Genomic DNA, 18,084 nt, shown 5'->3' on the forward strand with positions numbered 1-18,084 from the left:
CCTCTTGCGGTGACGGATCGTCACGTCATCCCGCGCGCAGGCGCGGGATGACGTCCGTGAGACCGAGTCCCTTAGAGATCCGACGGGAGACCGGCGCCAAGCCACTTCTGTGATATGGCGTCCAGCGCGCCATCGGTTTTGGCCGCAGCGATAATGCCGTTCACCTTCTCCAGAAGAGCTGCCTGTTCCTTGTTGAGACCGATATAGCAGGGCGAGTTCTTGATGAGGAACTTCATCTCAGGCCGCTTCGGGGGATTTTTGGCGAGGATCGCAGCAGCCACAACGTTGCCGGTCGCGATGGTGTCGACCTGGCCGGAGAGGAAGGCCGAGATGGTGCCGTTGTTGTCCTCGTAGCGCTTGATCGTCGCGTCGGCCGGCGCGATCTTCGTCAACTCGAGATCTTCGACAGCGCCGCGCGTAACGCCGATGCTCTTTCCCGCGAGATCTTCCACCTTGGCGATCGAAAGATCGGCGGGCGCGAACACGCCATTGAAGAAGGGGGCATAGGCCGTGGTGAAATCGATCACCTTTTCGCGATCCGCATTCTTGCCGAGGCTTGATATGACCAGATCGACCTTATTCGTCTGCAGATAAGGAACGCGGTTGGCGCTGGTGACCGGCACGAGTTCGGTCTTGACGCCCAGTTTTTCGGCAATGAGATTGGCCACATCGATATCGTAACCCATAGGCGCCATATCGGTACCGACGCTGCCAAAGGGCGGGAAATCCTGCGGGACGGCGACACGCAGAGTGCCGCGCGCCGTGATGTCGGCGAGAGCATCGGCGTAAGACGCGGAGCTGAAACCGAAGGTTGCAGCCAGGGTCGCGATGGCGAAGATGACTCGTCTTGTCAGCATGTTTTAATTGCTCCTTTGAAGTTGTGGTTTTTTGGGTCCGGGGGTTGGGGACACGGTCTTGGGAGGAAGTGACAGGGAACTGCGCAGTTCCGAGAGCGGGTCCGGGCGTGTGGTGAGGTCGAGCCCCGTTTCCACTTCGTCCAGATGTTCGACAGAGAGCTCCGCAGCCCTGACGAAATCGCCCGCTTGCATGGCCTCGAAGATGCGGCAATGCCCGTCATGAGACTGTGCTGCATGAAATTCAGACTGATAGAGCATCGAGATGAGGATCGTCCTCGCGGTGAGATCGCGGAGGATATCGACGATGATGGCGTTCCCACTCGATTCGGCGATGCGGATGTGGAAATCACCCATCAAATAGGTCAGGCGCTGTCGATCGCCCGCAGCCATTGCGCTTTTCTCCTCGTTCAAATGCAGGTCGAGAGCTTTGCGCCCCTCGTCTGTCAGAGCCCGCATGCTGCGCAGCAATCCGGCCTCGATGACGCGCCGTGCCTCATAGACCGCGATCGCCTCTTCTGCGGACGGCTCGACAACAAACCAGCCTCGTCTTGGACTGACATGCACGATGCCGCGTGTTTCCAGGCGCATCATGGCTTCACGAACGCGGGTTCGAGACACGCTGAAGAGCGTTGCCAACTGGTTTTCACCAAGACGCGTCCCAGGCCGAATTTTGGCTGAAAGAATCCCGGAGACGATCGTCTCCTCAATGGTCTTCTGCGTGCTCTCAGATGTGTGGCTATCTTGCATACAAGACAGGAAAGCAAAGCGCGTGCCAAAATTCTGCGTTCAGGATTTCCAAGATGTCTCGGATCCCTCCCCTTGAATTCGCACGCTGCGAATGCAGACTGAGCGTAAATTGAGCGCGTGCCTGCCACGCCTTGCAAACGCAGACCAGCGTCGAACCACTCGTGGCGGCTTGTTCTTACTGGCCGAACGACCTTATGCGGTCGAAGCCGCCCAGGGATTGATCACTTCAACACCTGCAGCGTCGAAAGCACTTGTATCGCGCGTGGCTACGGCGAACCCTTTCGATGCCGCGATAGCGGCGATATAGCCGTCCGGAGTGGGAAATCCTCTGCCAGCAGCTCGGGCCTTGACCGCGAGATCGGCATAGCGCCGTGCCGCTGTAATGTCGAAAGCCAAAATACGGCGTTCGAAGAGTTCCATCAGACCGTCCAACGCGTCGGAGAGCCTTTCCTTGCGTTTGCCAGCCGGGAGGGCGCCGATTCCAAACATCAGCTCGGCGATCGTGACGCTAGAAAGGAAGAGGGTTTCGGCTGCCTGCTCATCGAGCCAGAATTTCACGGTTTCGTCGGGCGCGGGTTTCATCGCCTCGGAAACGACGTTCGTATCAAGGATAATCATTCAAAGCTCAACGGCTTTGCAGGCAATGCGTCGCGAGCTTGGTCCAGAACGGCAAGGTCCTCATTTGTCAACCCGAGGCGACGACTCCGTTCGGCGAGCGCGCTGCCAAGATGCAGCCGCGTTTCCGGACGGACGGCAGCCTCGAGGATTTCGCGCATTTCCGCTTCGGCGCTGCGCCCGTGATGAGCCGCACGCACCTTGAGAGCACGGTGCGTCGCCTCGGACAGGTTTCTGATTGTGACTGCGGGCATGATGGCAACCTTGTGGAACATGATAGCGATGCTAGCAATATAATGGATTTGCCATCACATTCAATGTGCGCTTGCCATGCGATCGTAAGCCAAACAGTGGTTAGGGGAGCTGCGCCCACCGTAACTTGTGATCGTCATGGATTTCTTTTTTCGCCTAATTGAAACTCGAGGTTTTGAGGAATTCCGCCAGCCGCTCGGTCTTCGGATGCACGAACATGTCCTTCGGATCGCCCTCTTCGCAGATGACGCCTTGGTTCATGAAGATGACTCGTGACGAAACGTCGTAGGCAAATCGCATCTCGTGCGTAACCAGCAGCATGGTCATGCCGTCGGCCGCAAGCCCCTTGATGACCTGGAGCACTTCGCCCACCAGTTCCGGGTCGAGCGCAGAGGTCACTTCGTCGAACAGCATCAGCCTCGGCGACATGGCGATGGCGCGGGCAATCGCGACGCGCTGCTGCTGGCCGCCGGAAAGCTGTCCTGGATAATGGTTCGAGCGGGCGGAAAGGCCGACACGATCGAGCCATTTTTCCGCAATGGCGCGGGCGTCCGGCTTGGTCATCTTCTTCACCTTGACGAGGCCGAGCATGACGTTTTCAGCGGCACTCATATGCGGAAAAAGATTGAACTGCTGAAACGCCATGCCGGTCAACGCGCGTTGGCGTGCAATCTCTTTCTCGCTCTTGCGGCGCCGCGCTGTCCCTTCGACGCGATAGCCGATCTCCTCGCCGTCAAGGCTGATCGTGCCGCCCTGGAATTCCTCAAGCATGTTGATGCAGCGCAGCAAGGTGGTCTTCCCGGAACCGGACGAGCCGATGATGGAAATGACTTCGCCTTCCTGCACGGCGCAATCGACGCCCTTGAGGACTTCGTGAATGCCGTAAGTCTTGCGCAGACCCTGGATGTCGAGAATGGTCTTGGCCATTGGATGATCTCCTCAGGACGGCAGGGCGGTCTTGCGCTCGACATATTTGCCGAAGTGCTCGATGCCGTAGTTGACGATGAAGTAGAGACCGCCGGCCAAGAAATAGAACTGGAGGCTCATGAAATTGCGGGAGATGATTTCTTGCGTGCGCAGGAGAAGCTCCGCGACGCCGATAACGGAGAGCAGCGTCGAGGCTTTGACCATCTCGGCCGCCGTATTCACCCAGGCCGGCAGGCACTGGCGCATGGCCTGTGGCCACAGCACCGAGGTGAAGGTCTGGGTAAAGGTCAGGCCGATCGCCTTGGCGGCTTCGGTCTGCCCCTTCGGGATCGCCTGAAGTGCTCCGCGCACGATTTCGCCGACATGGGAAGAGCAGAAGATGGCAAGGGCAAGCACGCCGGCCGAGAACGGCCCGAGATTAAGGCCGACGGCGGCGGAGACGTAGTAGCTCGCCAGCACCAGCACGAGCACCGGCGTGCCGCGGATGATATCGGTGTAGGCGCGCACGGCCAGACGCAAAACAGCGCCGCCATAGACGAGCGCCAGGCCGACGAAAACGCCGAGTATGGAACCCGCGAGGATGGCGAGCAGAGAGATCGACACGGTCACGCCGATGCCGTTCATGATGACGTATCGGGCGATCCAGAGTTGTTCGAGAAAAGTGTGGGACATCAGGTCTATCTCGGCAGGGCCAGGCGGCGCTCGACGAAGCGCATCACGGCGGCGATGAGGAAACAGGTCGCGACATAGAGGGCTGATGTGACCATCCAGGTTTCTATAACGCGGAAGCTCTCGACATTGATCTTGCGAGCCGCGAAGGTCAGTTCCGGCACCGCGATGGCGGCGGCGAGCGAGGTGTCCTTGAAGAGCGAAATGATCGTCGAAGACAGCGACGGCAGCACGTTGCGCAGCATCAGCGGAGCGATGATGGAACTGCGGATCTGCATCCCCGTCAGGCCGATGGCAAGACCCGCTTCCGTCAGCCCTCTCGGAATTGACAGCAGCCCGGCGCGGAACACCTCGGCCAGATAGGCGCCGGAGTAAAGGGATAGAACCAGGACGAAGCTTTTTATCTTGTCGAGCCGCAAGCCCATCTGCGGCAACGCGAAAAAGGCAAAAAGCACCAGAACGAGAATTGGCAGGTTGCGAATGACAGTGACATAGACCCGCGCCGGCACGATCGCAAAGCGGCTTTTGGACGTCAGCGCGAAGGCGACGGCAAGGCCGATCGCCGCCCCGATCAGGATCGAGATCACCGCCAGGCCGAGGCTGAGCGCGAGCCCGCTCAAAAGAGAATCGAAATTGCGCCAGACGGCAGCGAAATTCAACGTGTAACCCATGCGGGCCGCCCTTTCAGACCAGAGCATGATACCGAAAACTGTGAGCGGTTTCCGGACGGCATCATGCTCTCACTCTTTAAATGTGGAGCGGGAAACATGTCCCGCTCCACATGGCTGTTACTTGAACTCGACCGGGAAGCCGATCTGCGGCGGCGTCAGATCTTTGCCGAACCAGGTTTTGAAGGACTTGGCGTAGAAGTCGAACTCAACGCCGGTCATGGCCTCGTGCAGAGCGGTGTCGACGAAGTTCAGCCAATCCTGATCGCCGCGCTTGACGGCGCAGGCGTAAGTCTGCGGATTCCAGCCATAGCCGGCGTCTTTGTAACGGCCGGGATTCTGCGTCATGTACCAGGCGAGCGACGACTGGTCCGTGGCGACAGCATCGGCGCGTCCCGATTCTAGCGCCTGATAGATCAGGTCGACGGAATCGTACTGGTCGACGGTCGCCTCCGGCAGCGCCGCATGCACCATCGCCTCGGCATAGACGTTCTGGAGAACCGAGATGGTGACGGAGGAACCGACCGCCTTCAGGGCGGCGTAGTCGGCATATTTTCCGTCCGCCTTGAGCATCAGGCCGACACCCTCGCGATAATAGGGAATGGTGAAGGCAACCTGCTGGGCGCGCTCGCCGGTAACGGTCATGAACTGGCAGGTGATGTCGACTTTGTCGGTGGTAATGTTCGGGATGCGGGCATCGGAGGACTGGTTCACATATTCGATCTTCTCAGGGTCGCCGAAGAGCGCCTTGGCGATGATATGGCCCATGTCGACGTCAGATCCCTGAAGCTTGTCGTCGGCGCTCTTGAAGTGCCAAGGCGCATTGGTGCTGCCCGTGCCGAGGACGAGATGGCCGCGGGCCAACACTTCATCGAGCTTGCTGCCTTCGGCCAGCACAGGCGTGGACAACAGAGCGGCGGCGACCAACGACATCACGCCGGTGCGAAAGGAAATGGTCATGGCGTTCCCCTTATGGATTGTTCCTATTATTCCAGTATAATGGACGCATGTCTGTTTTACTGGAATAACGTTATCAAGTGCCATCAAGGATGAATTGTCAATGGGGTATGCCGAAAAAACGCGCAGTGGCGCGCGTGGCGATTTTTTCGGCAGCGCAGCATTTTCATCCCACTTCCGGACCGCCCGGCTGCGCTAGCCTTGGTAAATGGAATATGCAAGCGAGGCGTTGGCGCAGGCGGCGAATTAGGATCTCGGGAAACTGCCAACCTCAAGCCAACGGCCAACTTTCGCCAACCGGAAGCTTCCCGCTTCGTCCAGAGCATTTCAGCAAAAATGCGCGGTGGATTTGCAGGGAATGTGTGAAAACGAAAATACAGCGCATTTCGGTAAGAGAAATCTAGGTATGCGCTGGGGGAGGCTTGTAGACTTCATGGATTCTAATGAACTTCCCGCTGCACGTCCGATCGCGCCGTCTTCGTCTCGCCGGCGAATTTGAAGGCGGCAGCCAACTCTGCATAGCGGGTGTCGCTCAAGCTGTGGGCGAAGCGCACTCTCCAGCACCTTCTTCATGAAGGCCTTGGCATAGCCATGTCTTCACGCCCGCAGGCCTGCATGGCATAAGATTAGAGCTTGTAATCGCTCATCGACGTCAAAAGCCGAGGGATCGCCGTCTTTCGGGGTCACGCGGCGCCGACGCCTGCGGCAAAGACTGCAATGCAGCGCTGGAGATGGGCAAGCAGTGTTGCCCGATTAGGCCAAGCCTTTGCTCGTCCTTCCGGCGGACCCATGGCGCCAAAGATCATATCCATCAGCATCCGGGCCCCGCTGTCCGGATCATCAAGCGACAACTTGCCTTCCACCCTGCGGTCCCTCAGCCAGTCTGCCAGATGCTGCCGGCTGGCAAGCATGCCTTCACGCTGCAGTATGTCGATAAGTTCGGGAAACTGCCCCGCTTCGCGAAAGACGAGCTGCAGGAAACCGGCACGATCCGCATCCTTGTCGTCATCCATATCGATCATGAAGATGCGTTCGAGGCTCTCGGCGATCGAGAGATCTTCAGCAGGCCGCGGAAGGTCGAGCATCAGGCGCCGATGTGCTCCGACCACCGCGGCAAACAGCTCTTCCTTGCTCTGAAACAGCTTGTAAAGCGTCTGTTTTGAAACACTCGCCTCGGTAGCGACGACTGCGGTCGTGCTGCCAGCATAACCGTATTTTACAAAAACGCGGCGGGCGATTTCAACGATATGCGCCCGCTTGTCATCGTCACTGGAGACTTTCGGCCGGCCGCGCTTGCGCGGCTCATCTGCGGGCTCGACAACATCCATTATGGCCTAGACCCCCATCGAGGCACAAGCCGAAGGCCGCAGAAAGGAGACAAGGACTTCTGAGAGGCGATTCTTCAGCTGTGGCATTGGCAATTTCAATTTAGAGAACTCATCAGCTCTGCAATGCGTTGCATCTCTCACCGTCTACCGATGGAGCGCCTGTGACCGCCATTTCCGCCGCAACCTCTATCTTTTCCTATTCCTATTCCTATTCCTATAGCAAGAGTTCGACCGCAGCATCCCAGGGTATCCCATCCTCTAACGCAGTTTCGGCAACAAAATCAACCGCAAGCCTGTTTTTACTGGAACGAGAAAGATCAAAGTTCGATGCCCTTGTGTGCCTGTCTGTCCTCTTTGAGGACTGACTCAAGGTCGATATCCGTGCCACTTTGTTGCGAAAGCTGAGCATAAAAGGTCGTGGCCGCCTCGCGGCCGGTCTCCCGTATTTCATACGATTCGAGGGCCCGCTCAACGATGTCAGCTATTGATCGATTTTCGCGCCGAGCAAGCCGATGTGCAAGATCGCGTGCCTTCGCACTGCGCACGGAAAGTTGAGGTTCGGCCATGTCGGTCTCCTTTCATCTGCATGTAGCAGCAGTCGCTAACATCAAGATTGCAGATGATGGCTGGATACTTCAAGTAGTCTCGGTCCTGATTTTGTTCCGATGTCAAAAAGAATTAACCATATTTCAGTGTTCTATCGACATAGTACTTCACGAGGGATCAGGCATCTCAAGCAGAGAAGCCATATCATGTGGGAGACAGTCCTTGGCATTCACCATTGCCCGCAGTCTGGTTGCGTTCGGTGTCGCCGTTTCGGCAGGCCTTTTCATGTCGATCGGATTGCAGCAGTCGGCCCTTGAACGGCTGAAAGTCAACGGGCCGGTTTACGAGCAGGTTGTCTACGGCAAGGATTTGATTGCCGATATTCTGCCGCCGCCGCTGTTTGTGGTGGAATCCTATATGCTCTCCTTCGAGGCGAGCAAATTTCCCGAACTCACCGACACCAATCTTGCCAAGATCGCAAATCTGAAGGCCGCTTACGATGACCGCCGCGCCTATTGGAAAACCACTCGGCTGCCGCAGGCTTTGAAGGACGAGCTTGAAAACGATGTTATCGCCAAGGGCGATGCATTCTGGGGCGTAATGAACCGTGAGATCATTCCGGCCCTGAATGCCAAGGATGAAGACAAAGCGCACGGGGCGATCGAGCAGTTGCGCGTCGCCTTTCATTCGCACCAGGACGCGGTTGAGAAACTCGTTGCCAATTCCGACGCCTTCCTGAAGGGCGAGGAGCGCAATGCCGCCTCGGAGATCGTCACCTGGACGATCTATGCCGGTGCTGCGGGCCTCGGATCCTTCGGGCTATTGCTGGTGGGGCTCTATCTCTTGCGACGCCGGGCGATCGTGCCGCTCGATGGCATGAAGGCCTATATGGGCAACCTTGCCGAAGGTGATTTTTCGACCGAAGTCCCCTATGCCAACCGTTCCGACGAAATCGGCGCCATGTCCAGGGCCGTCGCGGTATTCCGCCGCAACGCGCTCGAGCGGCAGGACGCACAGAAGCGTGAGACCGCACTTCGCGATGCGGAATTCGAGCGTGAACGCGGCCAACTGGCCGAAAGAGCCGTCGAGGAGCAGATCCGCGAAACGGTGATCGATCGGCTGACATACGGCCTTGAACAGCTGTCGACCGGCAATCTCGATTGCCGGATCACGACGCCGTTCGCCGCCGCCTACGAGTCTTTGCGCGCGAAGTTCAACGACAGTATGGATGCGCTTTGCGCTTCAATGGCCGAGATCGCCCAGACCTCCAAGCAAGTGGGCAATTCCTCGGCCGGCATCACCGATGCAGCCGACAGCCTTGCGTCGCGCACGGAACAGCAGGCCGCGATGCTCGAAGAGGCCACAGCCGCACTCGATGAAATGAATATCAAAGCCAAAGACGCCTCCGATCATGCCGGCAAAGCGACAGGCATGATGGCCGAGACCCGCACCAGCGCCGAACATTCGGCAGCCGTCGTTCGCGAAGCAATCGCCGCGATGGAAAGGATCGAAGGCTCGTCCTCCCAGATAGGCGCCATCGTCAATGTCATCGATGAAATCGCCTTCCAGACCAATCTTCTCGCGCTCAATGCCGGGGTTGAAGCAGCGCGCGCCGGCGAAGCAGGCAAGGGTTTTGCCGTCGTTGCCCAGGAAGTACGTGAACTTGCCATGCGCTCAGCCAACGCCGCCAAGGAGATCAGAGCTCTGATCTCCACCTCCTCCGCCCAGGTCTCCACCGGTGTGGACCTCGTCAATCGCACCGGCAAGGCGCTCCTGGAAATCGAAGGACAGGTCCAGCAGGTTGCCGGCCTGATCGCCCGCATCGTGTCGGTGTCTTCCGAGCAGGCGGTGGCGATCGGCGAGATCAACGCCTCCGTCAACGCGCTCGATCAGGTGACGCAACGCAACGCCGCCATGGCCGTCGAAACCGCCACGGCCTGCCGGGCACTTGGCAGCCAGACGCAGACGCTGGAAGGGGTGGTAAACCGCTTTCAGATCGACGCGGCCGCCAGCGGGTCAAGACCGCAGAAAGCGGCTTGACGCCTGACCGTCGAAGCTCGTCCTGCTCGACCTGTCCGATCGCCTAGAGCATGGTGCCGAAAAGTGTGCGCGATTATTCGGAGGACATCATGCTCTAACCATTTAATTTGGAACAGGATTCAGATTTCAGGCCGACCTGGCCTAAAATCATCCTGTTCTAGAGCGTATCCGGATTTAGTTGAATCGGAAGGGATTCCGTTTTTGTGTGTTTTGTGATTCAAGATGCTGGCTGGAGTGGAGGCCAGCATCGAATGACGCGACCTCTTTCCAATGATCTTCGTGAGCGTGTTGTTGCTGCAATCGAAGCCGGTGAGAGCTGCCGGTCGGTTGCGGCGCGGTTCGGTATTGCCGTGTCTTCAGCGGTAAAGTGGTCGCAGCGTTATCGTTCGAGCGGATCTGTCGCGCCTGGGAAGATGGGCGGCCACCGCAAGCGGGTTCTGGAGCCGCATCGGGCGTTTATCGTGGAGCGGATCAACCAGACGCCGCATGTGTCACTGCACAGGTTGAAGGAAGAGCTGGCCGCGCGAGGGGTGAAGGTATCCCACGATACGGTATGGCAGTTCCTGCGACGTGAGGGATTGCGGTTCAAAAAAAACACTGTTCGCCCTTGAGCAGGCGCGCGCTGACGTCGCGCGACGGCGACAGCGCTGGCGATCCTGGCAGGCTGGCCTCGATCCAAGACGGCTGGTCTTCATCGATGAAACCTGGATCAAGACCAACATGGCGCCGCTTCGAGGGTGGGGGCCGAAGGGCAAACGCCTGCGCAGCTTCGCGCCGCACGGACATTGGCGCACCCTGACTTTCCTCGGCGCGTTGCGCTGCGATCGGCTTACCGCACCCTGTGTCTTCGATGGACCGATCAACGGTGAGTGCTTTCGCGCCTATGTCGAGCAGCAACTCGTACCGGTGCTCAAACCCGGCGACATCGTCGTGATGGATAATCTCGGCTCCCACAAGTCGGTCGCCATCCGTCAGATGATCCGCAACGCTGGTGCTCGGCTCTGGTACTTGCCGCCATACTCCCCCGACCTCAATCCGATCGAACAGGCTTTCGCCAAAATCAAGCACTGGATGCGCCTGGCTCAGAAGCGAACCATCGATGACACCTGGCGCCACATCGGACACCTCGTCACAACCATCGAGCCCAGCGAATGCAGCAACTACTTCGACAATGCCGGATACGCTTCCGTCAAAACCTGAAACGCTCTAATCGTCAACAACCGCCACGACGGCAACGCAATCGCCTGATTTGACCAGCCCCGGGAAGTGCCGGGCACAGAGAATGCCGCTCATGGCGGCGCGGATCTCGCGGGGCACCACCCCGGTCCGCCCGGTCGGATAGATGCGAGCGATGACCGCATCGTCAGTGACGGCTTCACCGAGATCGATGACAGGTTCGATCAGCCCGCCCTCCTCTGCGAAGGAGAAGCAGCGACCGTCCGGCATATCGAGCCAGGTCGTCGGACCAGGATCGACGATGCCCGCGACGATCCCGGCGTGGCGCAGCACGTTCATGGTGCCGCGCTTGGCAATCGCCGCACTTTTGGCCGTGGCGGTGCCGCCGCCGCCGAGTTCCGTGGTGATGAAGATCTTGCCCATCTCCTCGGCCGCGGTGTCGTACATGCCGACCGCATCGATCTCCAGCATCTGCATCGAATAGGGTGCCGCAAACGCCCTCACGAATTCGAAAGCTTTTTCCTCCTGTTGCTTGTTCGGCAGGATGTGGGCCGCGCAGAACGGCAGAAAATCGAGCGTCTTGCCACCGGAATGAAAATCGAGGACGAGATCCGCCATCGGCAGCAGCACACGGCTGAAATAGTCGGCGATCTTCTCCGTCACCGTACCGTCGGGCCGGCCCGGGAAGCTGCGGTTCATGTTGCCCCTGTCGATCGGCGAGGTCCTGGTCCCCGCCAGGAAAGCCGGATAATTCATGGCCGGCACGATGATGACAGTGCCCCTCACCTCTTCGGCCTTCAGCGAGTTGGCAAGATCGAAGAGCGCGATCGGTCCTTCATACTCGTCGCCGTGATTGCCGCCGGTCAGCAGGGCCGTTGGCCCCTTGCCGTTTCGGATGACCGTTATCGGCACCATCACCGATCCCCAGGCGGAGTCGTCGCGGCTGTAAGGCAGGCGCAGGAATCCGTGCTGGATACCCTCGGCGGCGAAATTGACCGTCGCGCTGATCGGCGACGGCCGCAAGCCAATCTCTGTCATGACAGCCTCAATCCTTGACCATCAGTCTGCGCGGCACGTTGGCGAAGCACTCGACGCCGCTGTCGGTGATGAGGATGCTCTCGGTCGTCTCGAAACCCATGTCGTCGAGCCAGAGACCGGTCATGAAATGGAAGGTCATGCCGGGCTTCAGTTCCGTCCGGTCGCCCGGCCGCAGGCTCATGGTGCGCTCGCCCCAGTCCGGCGGATAGGAAAGGCCGATCGGGTAACCGGTGCGGTTGTCCTTGACGATCCCGTATTTCTTCAGCACGGCGAAGAAGGCGTTGGCGATATCCTCGCAGGTATTGCCGGGTCTGGCGACCGCAAGGCCGGCCTCCATGCCCTCCAAAGTCGCCTTTTCGGCATCGAGAAAGGCCTGCGTCGGCTTGCCGAGGAAGACAGTGCGCGACAGCGGCAGGTGATAGCGGTTGTAGCAGCCGGCGATCTCGAAGAAGGTGCCCTCGCCTTTCTTCATCGGCCGATCGTCCCAGGTCAGGTGGGGCGCGGATGCTTCGACGCCGGACGGCAGCAGCGGCACGATCGCCGGATAATCGCCGCCGATGCCGTCGACGCCGCGGGTGCCGGCATCATAGATTTCCGCAACCAGATCGCACTTGCGCATGCCGACCTCGATCTTGTCGAAGATGCGGGCGTGCATCGCCTCGACGATGCGGGCGGCATTGCGCATGTACCTGATTTCGATCTCGCTCTTGACCGCGCGCTGCCAGTTGACGAGAGCGGTCGCGTCAACGAAGCGGGCGTTCGGCAGGTGCTTCTGCAGCGCCGCAAAAGCCGCCGCCGAAAACCAGTAATTGTCCATCTCGACGCCGATCGTCAGCTTGCCGAAACCGCGTTCGGTCAGGATGCCCGAGAGATAGTCCATCGGGTGGCGCTCGGTCGACTGCACATAGTGATCGGGATAACCGACGATGTTGTCGTGTTTCAGATAGGCGGTGAACTTGGCGCCATTGGCGTCCTGGCCGCGGCCGAACCAGATCGGCTCGCCCTGCGGCGGCACGATCACCGCCTGATGCACATAGAAGGACCAGCCGTCATAGCCGGTCAGCCAGGCCATGTTCGACGGGTCGCTGACAACAAGCAGGTCTACGCCCTTCGCCTCCATGGCACGCCGTGTCTTTTCCAGCCGCGCGGCATATTCGCCGAGCGAGAATTTGAGATTGGGCTTTGTCATGTCTCTTCCCTTCTTTTCCGGCGCCGCGCCGGTCAGCTTTCGAATGCGGTCCCGGCCTTCGCCGCGCCGGCGCGGGCAAAGGCGAGTGTGGCGATGGCGGTGTCCTGGATCCCGGTTCCGGTGAGGTCCGCGATGGTGATCTGGTCGTTGCGCGTCCGCCCCGGCGTCCGGCCGGCGACGATCTGGCCGAGCTCGGCAAAAACCGCATCGCCTGCGACCAGGCCGGCATCGATGGCGTGATGCAACTCGCCGAGACGCCGCGTCTGCTTCAAGCTGTCGGCGACGTAGAGGTCGGCACCCGCAATGGCGGCCGGATCGATCTCGTTCTTGTGCTCCGCATCTGAGCCCATGGCCGTCAGATGCTGTCCTGGTTCCAGCCACCCGGCCTCGATGATCGGTATTTCCGACGGCGTGGTGGTGACGATGAGATCGGCGCCGGTCATTGCACCTCTGGCGTTCGGTGTCGCGGTGACGGGAAAGCCGAGCTTTCCGGCCAATTCCGCTGCCACGCTTTGCGCCTTGGCAGCATCGCGCGCCCATATCCTCGCTTCCCGGATCGGCCGGACCAGCGTCAGTGCTTCGAGCTGCAGCCGCGCCTGCATGCCTGCGCCGAAGATCGCGGCCACGGATGCATTTTCCCGCGACAGATGTTTTGCCGCGACGGCGCCCGCTGCTGCGGTGCGCACGTCGGTGAGATAGCCGTTGTCCAAGAGCAGCGCCTGCACCAGTCCGGTCCGGCTCGACAGCAGCACCATCATGCCGTTGGTGCTCGGCAGGCCGATCTTGGGGTTGTCGAAGAAGCCGGGGCTGATCTTGATTGCGAAGCCCTCGATGCCGGGCACATAGGCCGTCTTCACATCGACTTCGCCGCGATATTCCGGAATGTCGAGCCGCAGGATCGGCGGCATGGCGACAGCCTTGGTTGCAAGCGCTGCGAAAGCCTCCTCGATGCAGGCGGCCGCATCGCGATCAAGCCCGATGACTTTCCTCAGTTCCGCTTCCGTCAGAATGATCATCCGGCTCATGGTCCCTCCTCGCGGTAGAGCGGCTGTGTCCCGTTGATCACCCGCCGGTGCTGTTCCATGTCGACATTCGCCCCGGACAGGATCGCGACGATGGGACCGTTTGCCACAATTTTCCCGGCAAGAAGCGCTGCAATGCCGACCGCGCCCGCGCCTTCGACGATCTGGCGCTCGCAGGCATAGGCGTGGCGCATGCCGGCGGCGATTTCCGCTTCCGTCAGCAGGATGACCTCGTCGAGAAGTTCGCGGCACATAGCAAAGGTCACGCGATTGTCGAGACCTATGCCGCCGCCGAGCGAGTCGGCAAGGCTCGGCACTTCCTCGACCTGCACCGGCCGTCCGGCATCGAGGCTTGCCTTCATTGCAGCGCCCTTCTCCATCGTCAGGCCGATCACCTTGGTCTTCGGATTGATGCCTTTGACCGCAGCGGCAACGCCCGCCGCAAGGCCGCCGCCCGAGAGCGGCACCAGCACGATTGCCGCCTCCGGCAAGGCGTCGATGATTTCGAGCCCCAGTGTTCCCTGCCCGGCCACGATATCAGGATGGTCGAAGGGCGGGACCATCACCAGCCCCTCCTCGCGAACCAGCCGGTCGACCTCCTGCTGCGCCTCGTCCTGCGATAATCCGACGATGCGGACATCGGCCCCGAGGCGGCGGATTTCCGAAACCTTGTTCTCCGGCACCAGCCGCGACATGCAGATGGTCGCAACAGCACCTTCCGTCTTTGCCGCATAGGCAAGCGCCCGGCCGTGATTTCCGGTCGAGGCCGCGACGACGCCGCGCGAGCGCTCTGCCGGCGACAAGGAGAGCACCGCATTGGTCGCGCCGCGCAGCTTGAAACTGCCGGTCGTCTGGTGATGCTCAAGCTTGAGATGGACAGGAACGCCTGCCAATTCGCCAAGGGAAGCGGACTGCACCATCGGTGTACAGAGCACGCGGCCGGCGATCCGGCGCGCCGCAGCACGGATATCCTCCAGCGAAACGGGCAAGGTGTTCACCATGATCTCAGCCTTCCCGATAGGGCTTGGTCATCAATTGACCGAGTTCGGACCGCGCCCGATCATCGCCGCAGAGCCGCAGGCAGGCCCAGGCCGTCGCAAGATTGCTGGTGACGACAGGCTTGCCGATTTCAGCCTCGATCCGGTCCGCGACCTCGGCCGCCCGCACCGCCGTACAGGAGATAAACAGCGCGTCCGACTGCGGCGCCAGTGCTTGGCGTGCGAAGGCGACGATCTCGTCCGGTGCGATCCGCGCCATCTGACGGTCGTCGGTCAGTCCCAGGCAGGTGAACCGGTCGATCGCAAAGCCGAGCTCCCCGAAATAATCCGCCATCGGCCGGCTGGTCTCGATCGTATAGGGCGTCAGCACCGAAATCCGCCTGGCGCCCAGTGCCTTCAAGGCGGTCACGGCGGCCGCCGTCGGCGTCACGACAGGAACGCCGGGCTTTGCCGCGTGGATCGCCGCCTCGATGTTCCGGTCACCGATCGCCACCGAAGCGGAGGTGCAGGAATAGACGATGGCATCGAGTGCCTCGTCCGGCAGGATCAATGCCGCGCCTTCGGTCAGCGACGGCTGCATCTTCAGGAGGTTTTCCGGCGTGACCGGATTGGCATAGTGGATGCGGCTGACATAAACGCCGATGCGATCGCCGGCTACCATGCGCTGGAAGTCGACTTCCGTCGTGTGGTCGGTTGCGAGGATGATGAGGCCGATGCGCTTTTCCAGCGGCCGGTCGTCCAGTCGCGGCAGCCGGCCGGCGGGAATGATCTCAATCTCTACGGTCATGGTCAGTCGTCCATCCTGGCGTAGCGTTCCTCGAGCCAGCGCAAACCCAAGACCGAGATCAAGCTGATGACGAGAAAGAAGACGCCGACCAGCGTCATCGGCTCGATGTAGCGGTAATTGCTGTTGGCGATGCTCTTTGCCTGGTTCATCAGTTCGAGCACCGTGATTGCCGAAAGCAGCGGCGTCTCCTTGAACATGGCGATGAAATAATTGGCGAGCGCCGGGATCATCGGCGGGATCGCCTGCGGCAGGATCACGTGGATCCAGGCCTGGCGGGTCGACAGATTGGTGGCCTTGGCTGCCTCCCATTGTCCGCGCGGCACGTTCTCGATGCCGGCGCGATAGACCTCGGCGGTATAGGTTGCATAGTGAATGCCCATGCCGATGACGCCGGCGGTGAGCGGCGCCAGCCGGATGCCGATATCCGGCAGCACGTAGAAGATGAAGTAGAGCTGCACCAGCAATGGCGTACCGCGGATGAATTCCGAGACGAAAGCGACCGTCCTGGAAATGCCGGCGAGCGGTGAGCGCCGCGCAATGGCGAGCCCCAGGCCGACGATCATGGCGACGGCAGCGCCGAGGATGGTGGCGAGAAGAGTGATCTTGAACCCTTCGAGGAGGGTCGGCATGATCTGCCAGACGAAGTCCCAATCCCATTCCATCCGATCAGGTCCTTATGCCGTCGAGGCTGCGCGCCATCCGCCGCTCCAGCCAGCGCATCGTCGCGGAGATCGCCGAGGCCATGAGAAAATAGAGGATGAGGATCGTCGCGAAGGGCACCAGCGTACTGCCGGTCTGCGCCCGCACAACCTGCGCCTGGAAAGTCATATCCGTCAGCGAGATGAGCGACACGACGGCCGTGCCCTTCAAGAGTTCGATTGCATTGTTGCAGAAGGTCGGCAGCATCAGCGGCAGCGCCTGCGGCAGGATGACGTGACGCATGCGCTGGTATCGCGAAAGGTTGAGCGCGATGCAGGCTTCCGACTGTTCGCGCCCGACAGCCTTAACGGCGCCGCGCACCACTTCCGCCGCATAGGCGCCGACATTCAGCCCGAGCGCCAGCACGCCTGCCTGCAGCGGCGTCAGGGTCACGCCCGCAAAGGGCAGCACGAAATAGACCCAGAACAGCTGGACGAAGATCGAGGTGCCGCGAAAGAATTCGATATAGGCCGTCGCCAGAGCCCGCACGGCAAAGAATCGCGACAGGCGGCCGAGGCCCGCCAGGAACGCCATGACAAGCGCCAGAGCAGACCCCATGATCGTCAGCTGGAGCGTCACCAGGGCGCCCTCAAGGATCAATGTCAGATAGCCGGACCATCCCGACATCGGCAACTCGCTTCTCTGGAGATCGTTTGAGGATAACCCGGCCGTGCCGATAGCATGGCCGGGTGCTCACCTCGTTTACTTCGCCGCGGCGCAGAGCTTTTCGCGGCTCGTCGACATCGCCGCCTTGGCCGAGAAGCCGTAGGGCTCGATGATCTTGGCGAATTCGCCGGATTCCTTCAGCTTCTTCAGCTCGACATCGAAGGCGTCGCGGAGCGCAACATCCTGCTTGCGGAAGGCGGCACCATCGCAATAGACCGGCGCATTGACGACGGGAGCGACGGTTTCGAGGTTCGGATCGTTTGCCTTGGCCATCAGATCGTGGATCGACAGGACCGGCAGCGAGTAGACGTCGATGCGGCCGTCCTGCAGCATCTTGATGCCGCTTTGGCCATCCGGAACGACGATGACGCGATCACGCGGCACGCCGGCCTCGAGCGCCAGCTTCTCCTCGGTGCCGCCGCCCGGGGCGCCGATCTTGGCGTCCGGATTGTCGGCGATATCCTTGTAGCTCGTCAGCTTCAGCGGATTGCCCTTCTTGAGAGCGAAAGCTTCGGCGTCGCAGAGGATCGGTTCGGAATAGGCGACGGCGTTGCAGCGCTCGGGCTTCATGAAGAGGCCCGCGGTGATCGCGTCGTGGCGGCCGGCCTGCAGGCCGGGGATCATCGCGCCATATTCCGAGATCGAGGCGACCACTTCCTTGACGCCCAGCTTTTCGAAGATTGCGCGCGCCACATCGGGGGCCGCGCCGGACACCTTGCCGTCGGCGCCGACAGCGGTGAACGGTGGCTCGTTGGCGATGGCGATGCGCGCAAAGCCCTGCTCCTTCAGCTGCTCGAGCTTGTCATCGGCGGCGGAGGCAGGCGCAGCCGCTGTGATCAGAAGCACCGACAGGCTGGCGGCGCTCAAAAGATATCCTGTTTTCATCGTTCCCAACTCCTCTGA

At 60.6% G+C, this 18,084-nt stretch carries 20 protein-coding genes and 1 pseudogene; 2 read left to right on the top strand and 19 right to left on the bottom strand.

Annotated features, from left to right (window positions below; translation table 11 throughout):
- Window positions 1-71: 71 nt before the first annotated feature.
- The 11 genes and pseudogenes from ACS4RR_RS30150 to ACS4RR_RS30200 form a co-directional block, all read right to left on the bottom strand.
- Window positions 72-857 (bottom strand): transporter substrate-binding domain-containing protein, encoded by a 786-nt coding sequence (locus ACS4RR_RS30150; RefSeq protein WP_017967318.1) that lies wholly within the window; start codon window positions 855-857, stop codon window positions 72-74.
- A gap of 3 nt (window positions 858-860) precedes the next feature.
- Window positions 861-1,604 (bottom strand): GntR family transcriptional regulator, encoded by a 744-nt coding sequence (locus ACS4RR_RS30155; protein ID WP_456190553.1) that lies wholly within the window; start codon window positions 1,602-1,604, stop codon window positions 861-863.
- A 192-nt stretch (window positions 1,605-1,796) separates the two neighbouring features.
- Window positions 1,797-2,222, bottom strand: coding sequence for a type II toxin-antitoxin system VapC family toxin (locus tag ACS4RR_RS30160; RefSeq protein WP_017967319.1), 426 nt, complete (start codon window positions 2,220-2,222; stop codon window positions 1,797-1,799).
- Window positions 2,219-2,473 (bottom strand): FitA-like ribbon-helix-helix domain-containing protein, encoded by a 255-nt coding sequence (locus ACS4RR_RS30165; protein WP_017967320.1) that lies wholly within the window; start codon window positions 2,471-2,473, stop codon window positions 2,219-2,221. The genes ACS4RR_RS30160 and ACS4RR_RS30165 overlap by 4 nt, the downstream gene beginning before the upstream one ends.
- A gap of 154 nt (window positions 2,474-2,627) precedes the next feature.
- Window positions 2,628-3,398: an amino acid ABC transporter ATP-binding protein gene (locus ACS4RR_RS30170; RefSeq protein ID WP_017967321.1), complete on the bottom strand. Its 771-nt coding sequence runs from the start codon at window positions 3,396-3,398 to the stop codon at window positions 2,628-2,630.
- A gap of 12 nt (window positions 3,399-3,410) precedes the next feature.
- On the bottom strand, window positions 3,411-4,070 hold the full coding sequence (locus ACS4RR_RS30175) for an amino acid ABC transporter permease (RefSeq protein ID WP_017967322.1): 660 nt from the start codon (window positions 4,068-4,070) through the stop codon (window positions 3,411-3,413).
- A 5-nt stretch (window positions 4,071-4,075) separates the two neighbouring features.
- A complete protein-coding gene (locus ACS4RR_RS30180; RefSeq protein WP_260111304.1) occupies window positions 4,076-4,738 on the bottom strand; it encodes an amino acid ABC transporter permease in 663 nt (220 codons plus the stop codon).
- 117 nt (window positions 4,739-4,855) lie between these two features.
- Window positions 4,856-5,695: a transporter substrate-binding protein gene (locus tag ACS4RR_RS30185; RefSeq protein ID WP_456190554.1), complete on the bottom strand. Its 840-nt coding sequence runs from the start codon at window positions 5,693-5,695 to the stop codon at window positions 4,856-4,858.
- A gap of 446 nt (window positions 5,696-6,141) precedes the next feature.
- Window positions 6,142-6,339, bottom strand: a pseudogene (locus ACS4RR_RS30190) (DUF1217 domain-containing protein); the annotation flags it as partial.
- Between the two features lie 36 nt (window positions 6,340-6,375).
- Window positions 6,376-7,020 carry a TetR/AcrR family transcriptional regulator gene (locus ACS4RR_RS30195; protein ID WP_017967326.1) on the bottom strand — a complete coding sequence of 215 codons (645 nt, stop codon included), beginning with the start codon at window positions 7,018-7,020 and terminating at the stop codon, window positions 6,376-6,378.
- A gap of 317 nt (window positions 7,021-7,337) precedes the next feature.
- Window positions 7,338-7,586, bottom strand: a complete 249-nt coding sequence (locus ACS4RR_RS30200; protein ID WP_170279719.1) for a type II toxin-antitoxin system VapB family antitoxin — start codon at window positions 7,584-7,586, stop codon at window positions 7,338-7,340.
- 202 nt (window positions 7,587-7,788) lie between these two features.
- On the opposite strand from ACS4RR_RS30200, the gene ACS4RR_RS30205 reads away from it, so the two are divergent.
- Complete coding sequence (locus tag ACS4RR_RS30205) at window positions 7,789-9,606, top strand: methyl-accepting chemotaxis protein (protein ID WP_222280654.1); 1,818 nt, start codon at window positions 7,789-7,791, stop codon at window positions 9,604-9,606.
- 251 nt (window positions 9,607-9,857) lie between these two features.
- Window positions 9,858-10,806 (top strand): IS630 family transposase gene (locus tag ACS4RR_RS30210; protein ID WP_162115351.1). Its coding sequence is split into 2 segments (ribosomal slippage): window positions 9,858-10,193 and window positions 10,195-10,806, totalling 948 coding nucleotides; the frame shifts between segments, so codons are not numbered across the junction.
- Between the two features lie 6 nt (window positions 10,807-10,812).
- Here ACS4RR_RS30210 and doeB read toward each other — a convergent pair.
- From doeB to ehuB, 8 genes are all read right to left on the bottom strand, one after another.
- Window positions 10,813-11,820, bottom strand: coding sequence for a N(2)-acetyl-L-2,4-diaminobutanoate deacetylase DoeB (gene doeB / locus ACS4RR_RS30215; protein ID WP_017967328.1), 1,008 nt, complete (start codon window positions 11,818-11,820; stop codon window positions 10,813-10,815).
- Between the two features lie 7 nt (window positions 11,821-11,827).
- Window positions 11,828-13,009: an ectoine hydrolase DoeA gene (gene doeA / locus ACS4RR_RS30220; protein WP_017967329.1), complete on the bottom strand. Its 1,182-nt coding sequence runs from the start codon at window positions 13,007-13,009 to the stop codon at window positions 11,828-11,830.
- Window positions 13,010-13,041: 32 nt separating this feature from the next.
- Window positions 13,042-14,034, bottom strand: a complete 993-nt coding sequence (gene eutC, locus ACS4RR_RS30225) for an ectoine utilization protein EutC (protein WP_017967330.1) — start codon at window positions 14,032-14,034, stop codon at window positions 13,042-13,044.
- Window positions 14,031-15,032: a hydroxyectoine utilization dehydratase EutB gene (gene eutB, locus ACS4RR_RS30230; protein WP_222280657.1), complete on the bottom strand. Its 1,002-nt coding sequence runs from the start codon at window positions 15,030-15,032 to the stop codon at window positions 14,031-14,033. The genes eutC and eutB overlap by 4 nt, the downstream gene beginning before the upstream one ends.
- A 4-nt stretch (window positions 15,033-15,036) precedes the next feature.
- Complete coding sequence (gene eutA / locus ACS4RR_RS30235) at window positions 15,037-15,816, bottom strand: ectoine utilization protein EutA (protein WP_017967332.1); 780 nt, start codon at window positions 15,814-15,816, stop codon at window positions 15,037-15,039.
- Between the two features lie 2 nt (window positions 15,817-15,818).
- The gene (gene ehuD, locus ACS4RR_RS30240; RefSeq protein WP_162115661.1) at window positions 15,819-16,478 is read right to left on the bottom strand and encodes an ectoine/hydroxyectoine ABC transporter permease subunit EhuD; all 660 of its coding nucleotides are present in this window, start codon (window positions 16,476-16,478) and stop codon (window positions 15,819-15,821) included.
- Between the two features lie 4 nt (window positions 16,479-16,482).
- The gene (gene ehuC, locus ACS4RR_RS30245) at window positions 16,483-17,142 is read right to left on the bottom strand and encodes an ectoine/hydroxyectoine ABC transporter permease subunit EhuC (protein WP_026154478.1); all 660 of its coding nucleotides are present in this window, start codon (window positions 17,140-17,142) and stop codon (window positions 16,483-16,485) included.
- 75 nt (window positions 17,143-17,217) lie between these two features.
- Window positions 17,218-18,066 carry an ectoine/hydroxyectoine ABC transporter substrate-binding protein EhuB gene (gene ehuB / locus ACS4RR_RS30250; protein ID WP_017967335.1) on the bottom strand — a complete coding sequence of 283 codons (849 nt, stop codon included), beginning with the start codon at window positions 18,064-18,066 and terminating at the stop codon, window positions 17,218-17,220.
- Between the last annotated feature and the right edge of the window lie 18 nt (window positions 18,067-18,084).

Source organism: Rhizobium zaerense, assembly GCF_051810725.1.
Classification (GTDB): domain Bacteria; phylum Pseudomonadota; class Alphaproteobacteria; order Rhizobiales; family Rhizobiaceae; genus Rhizobium; species Rhizobium leguminosarum_I.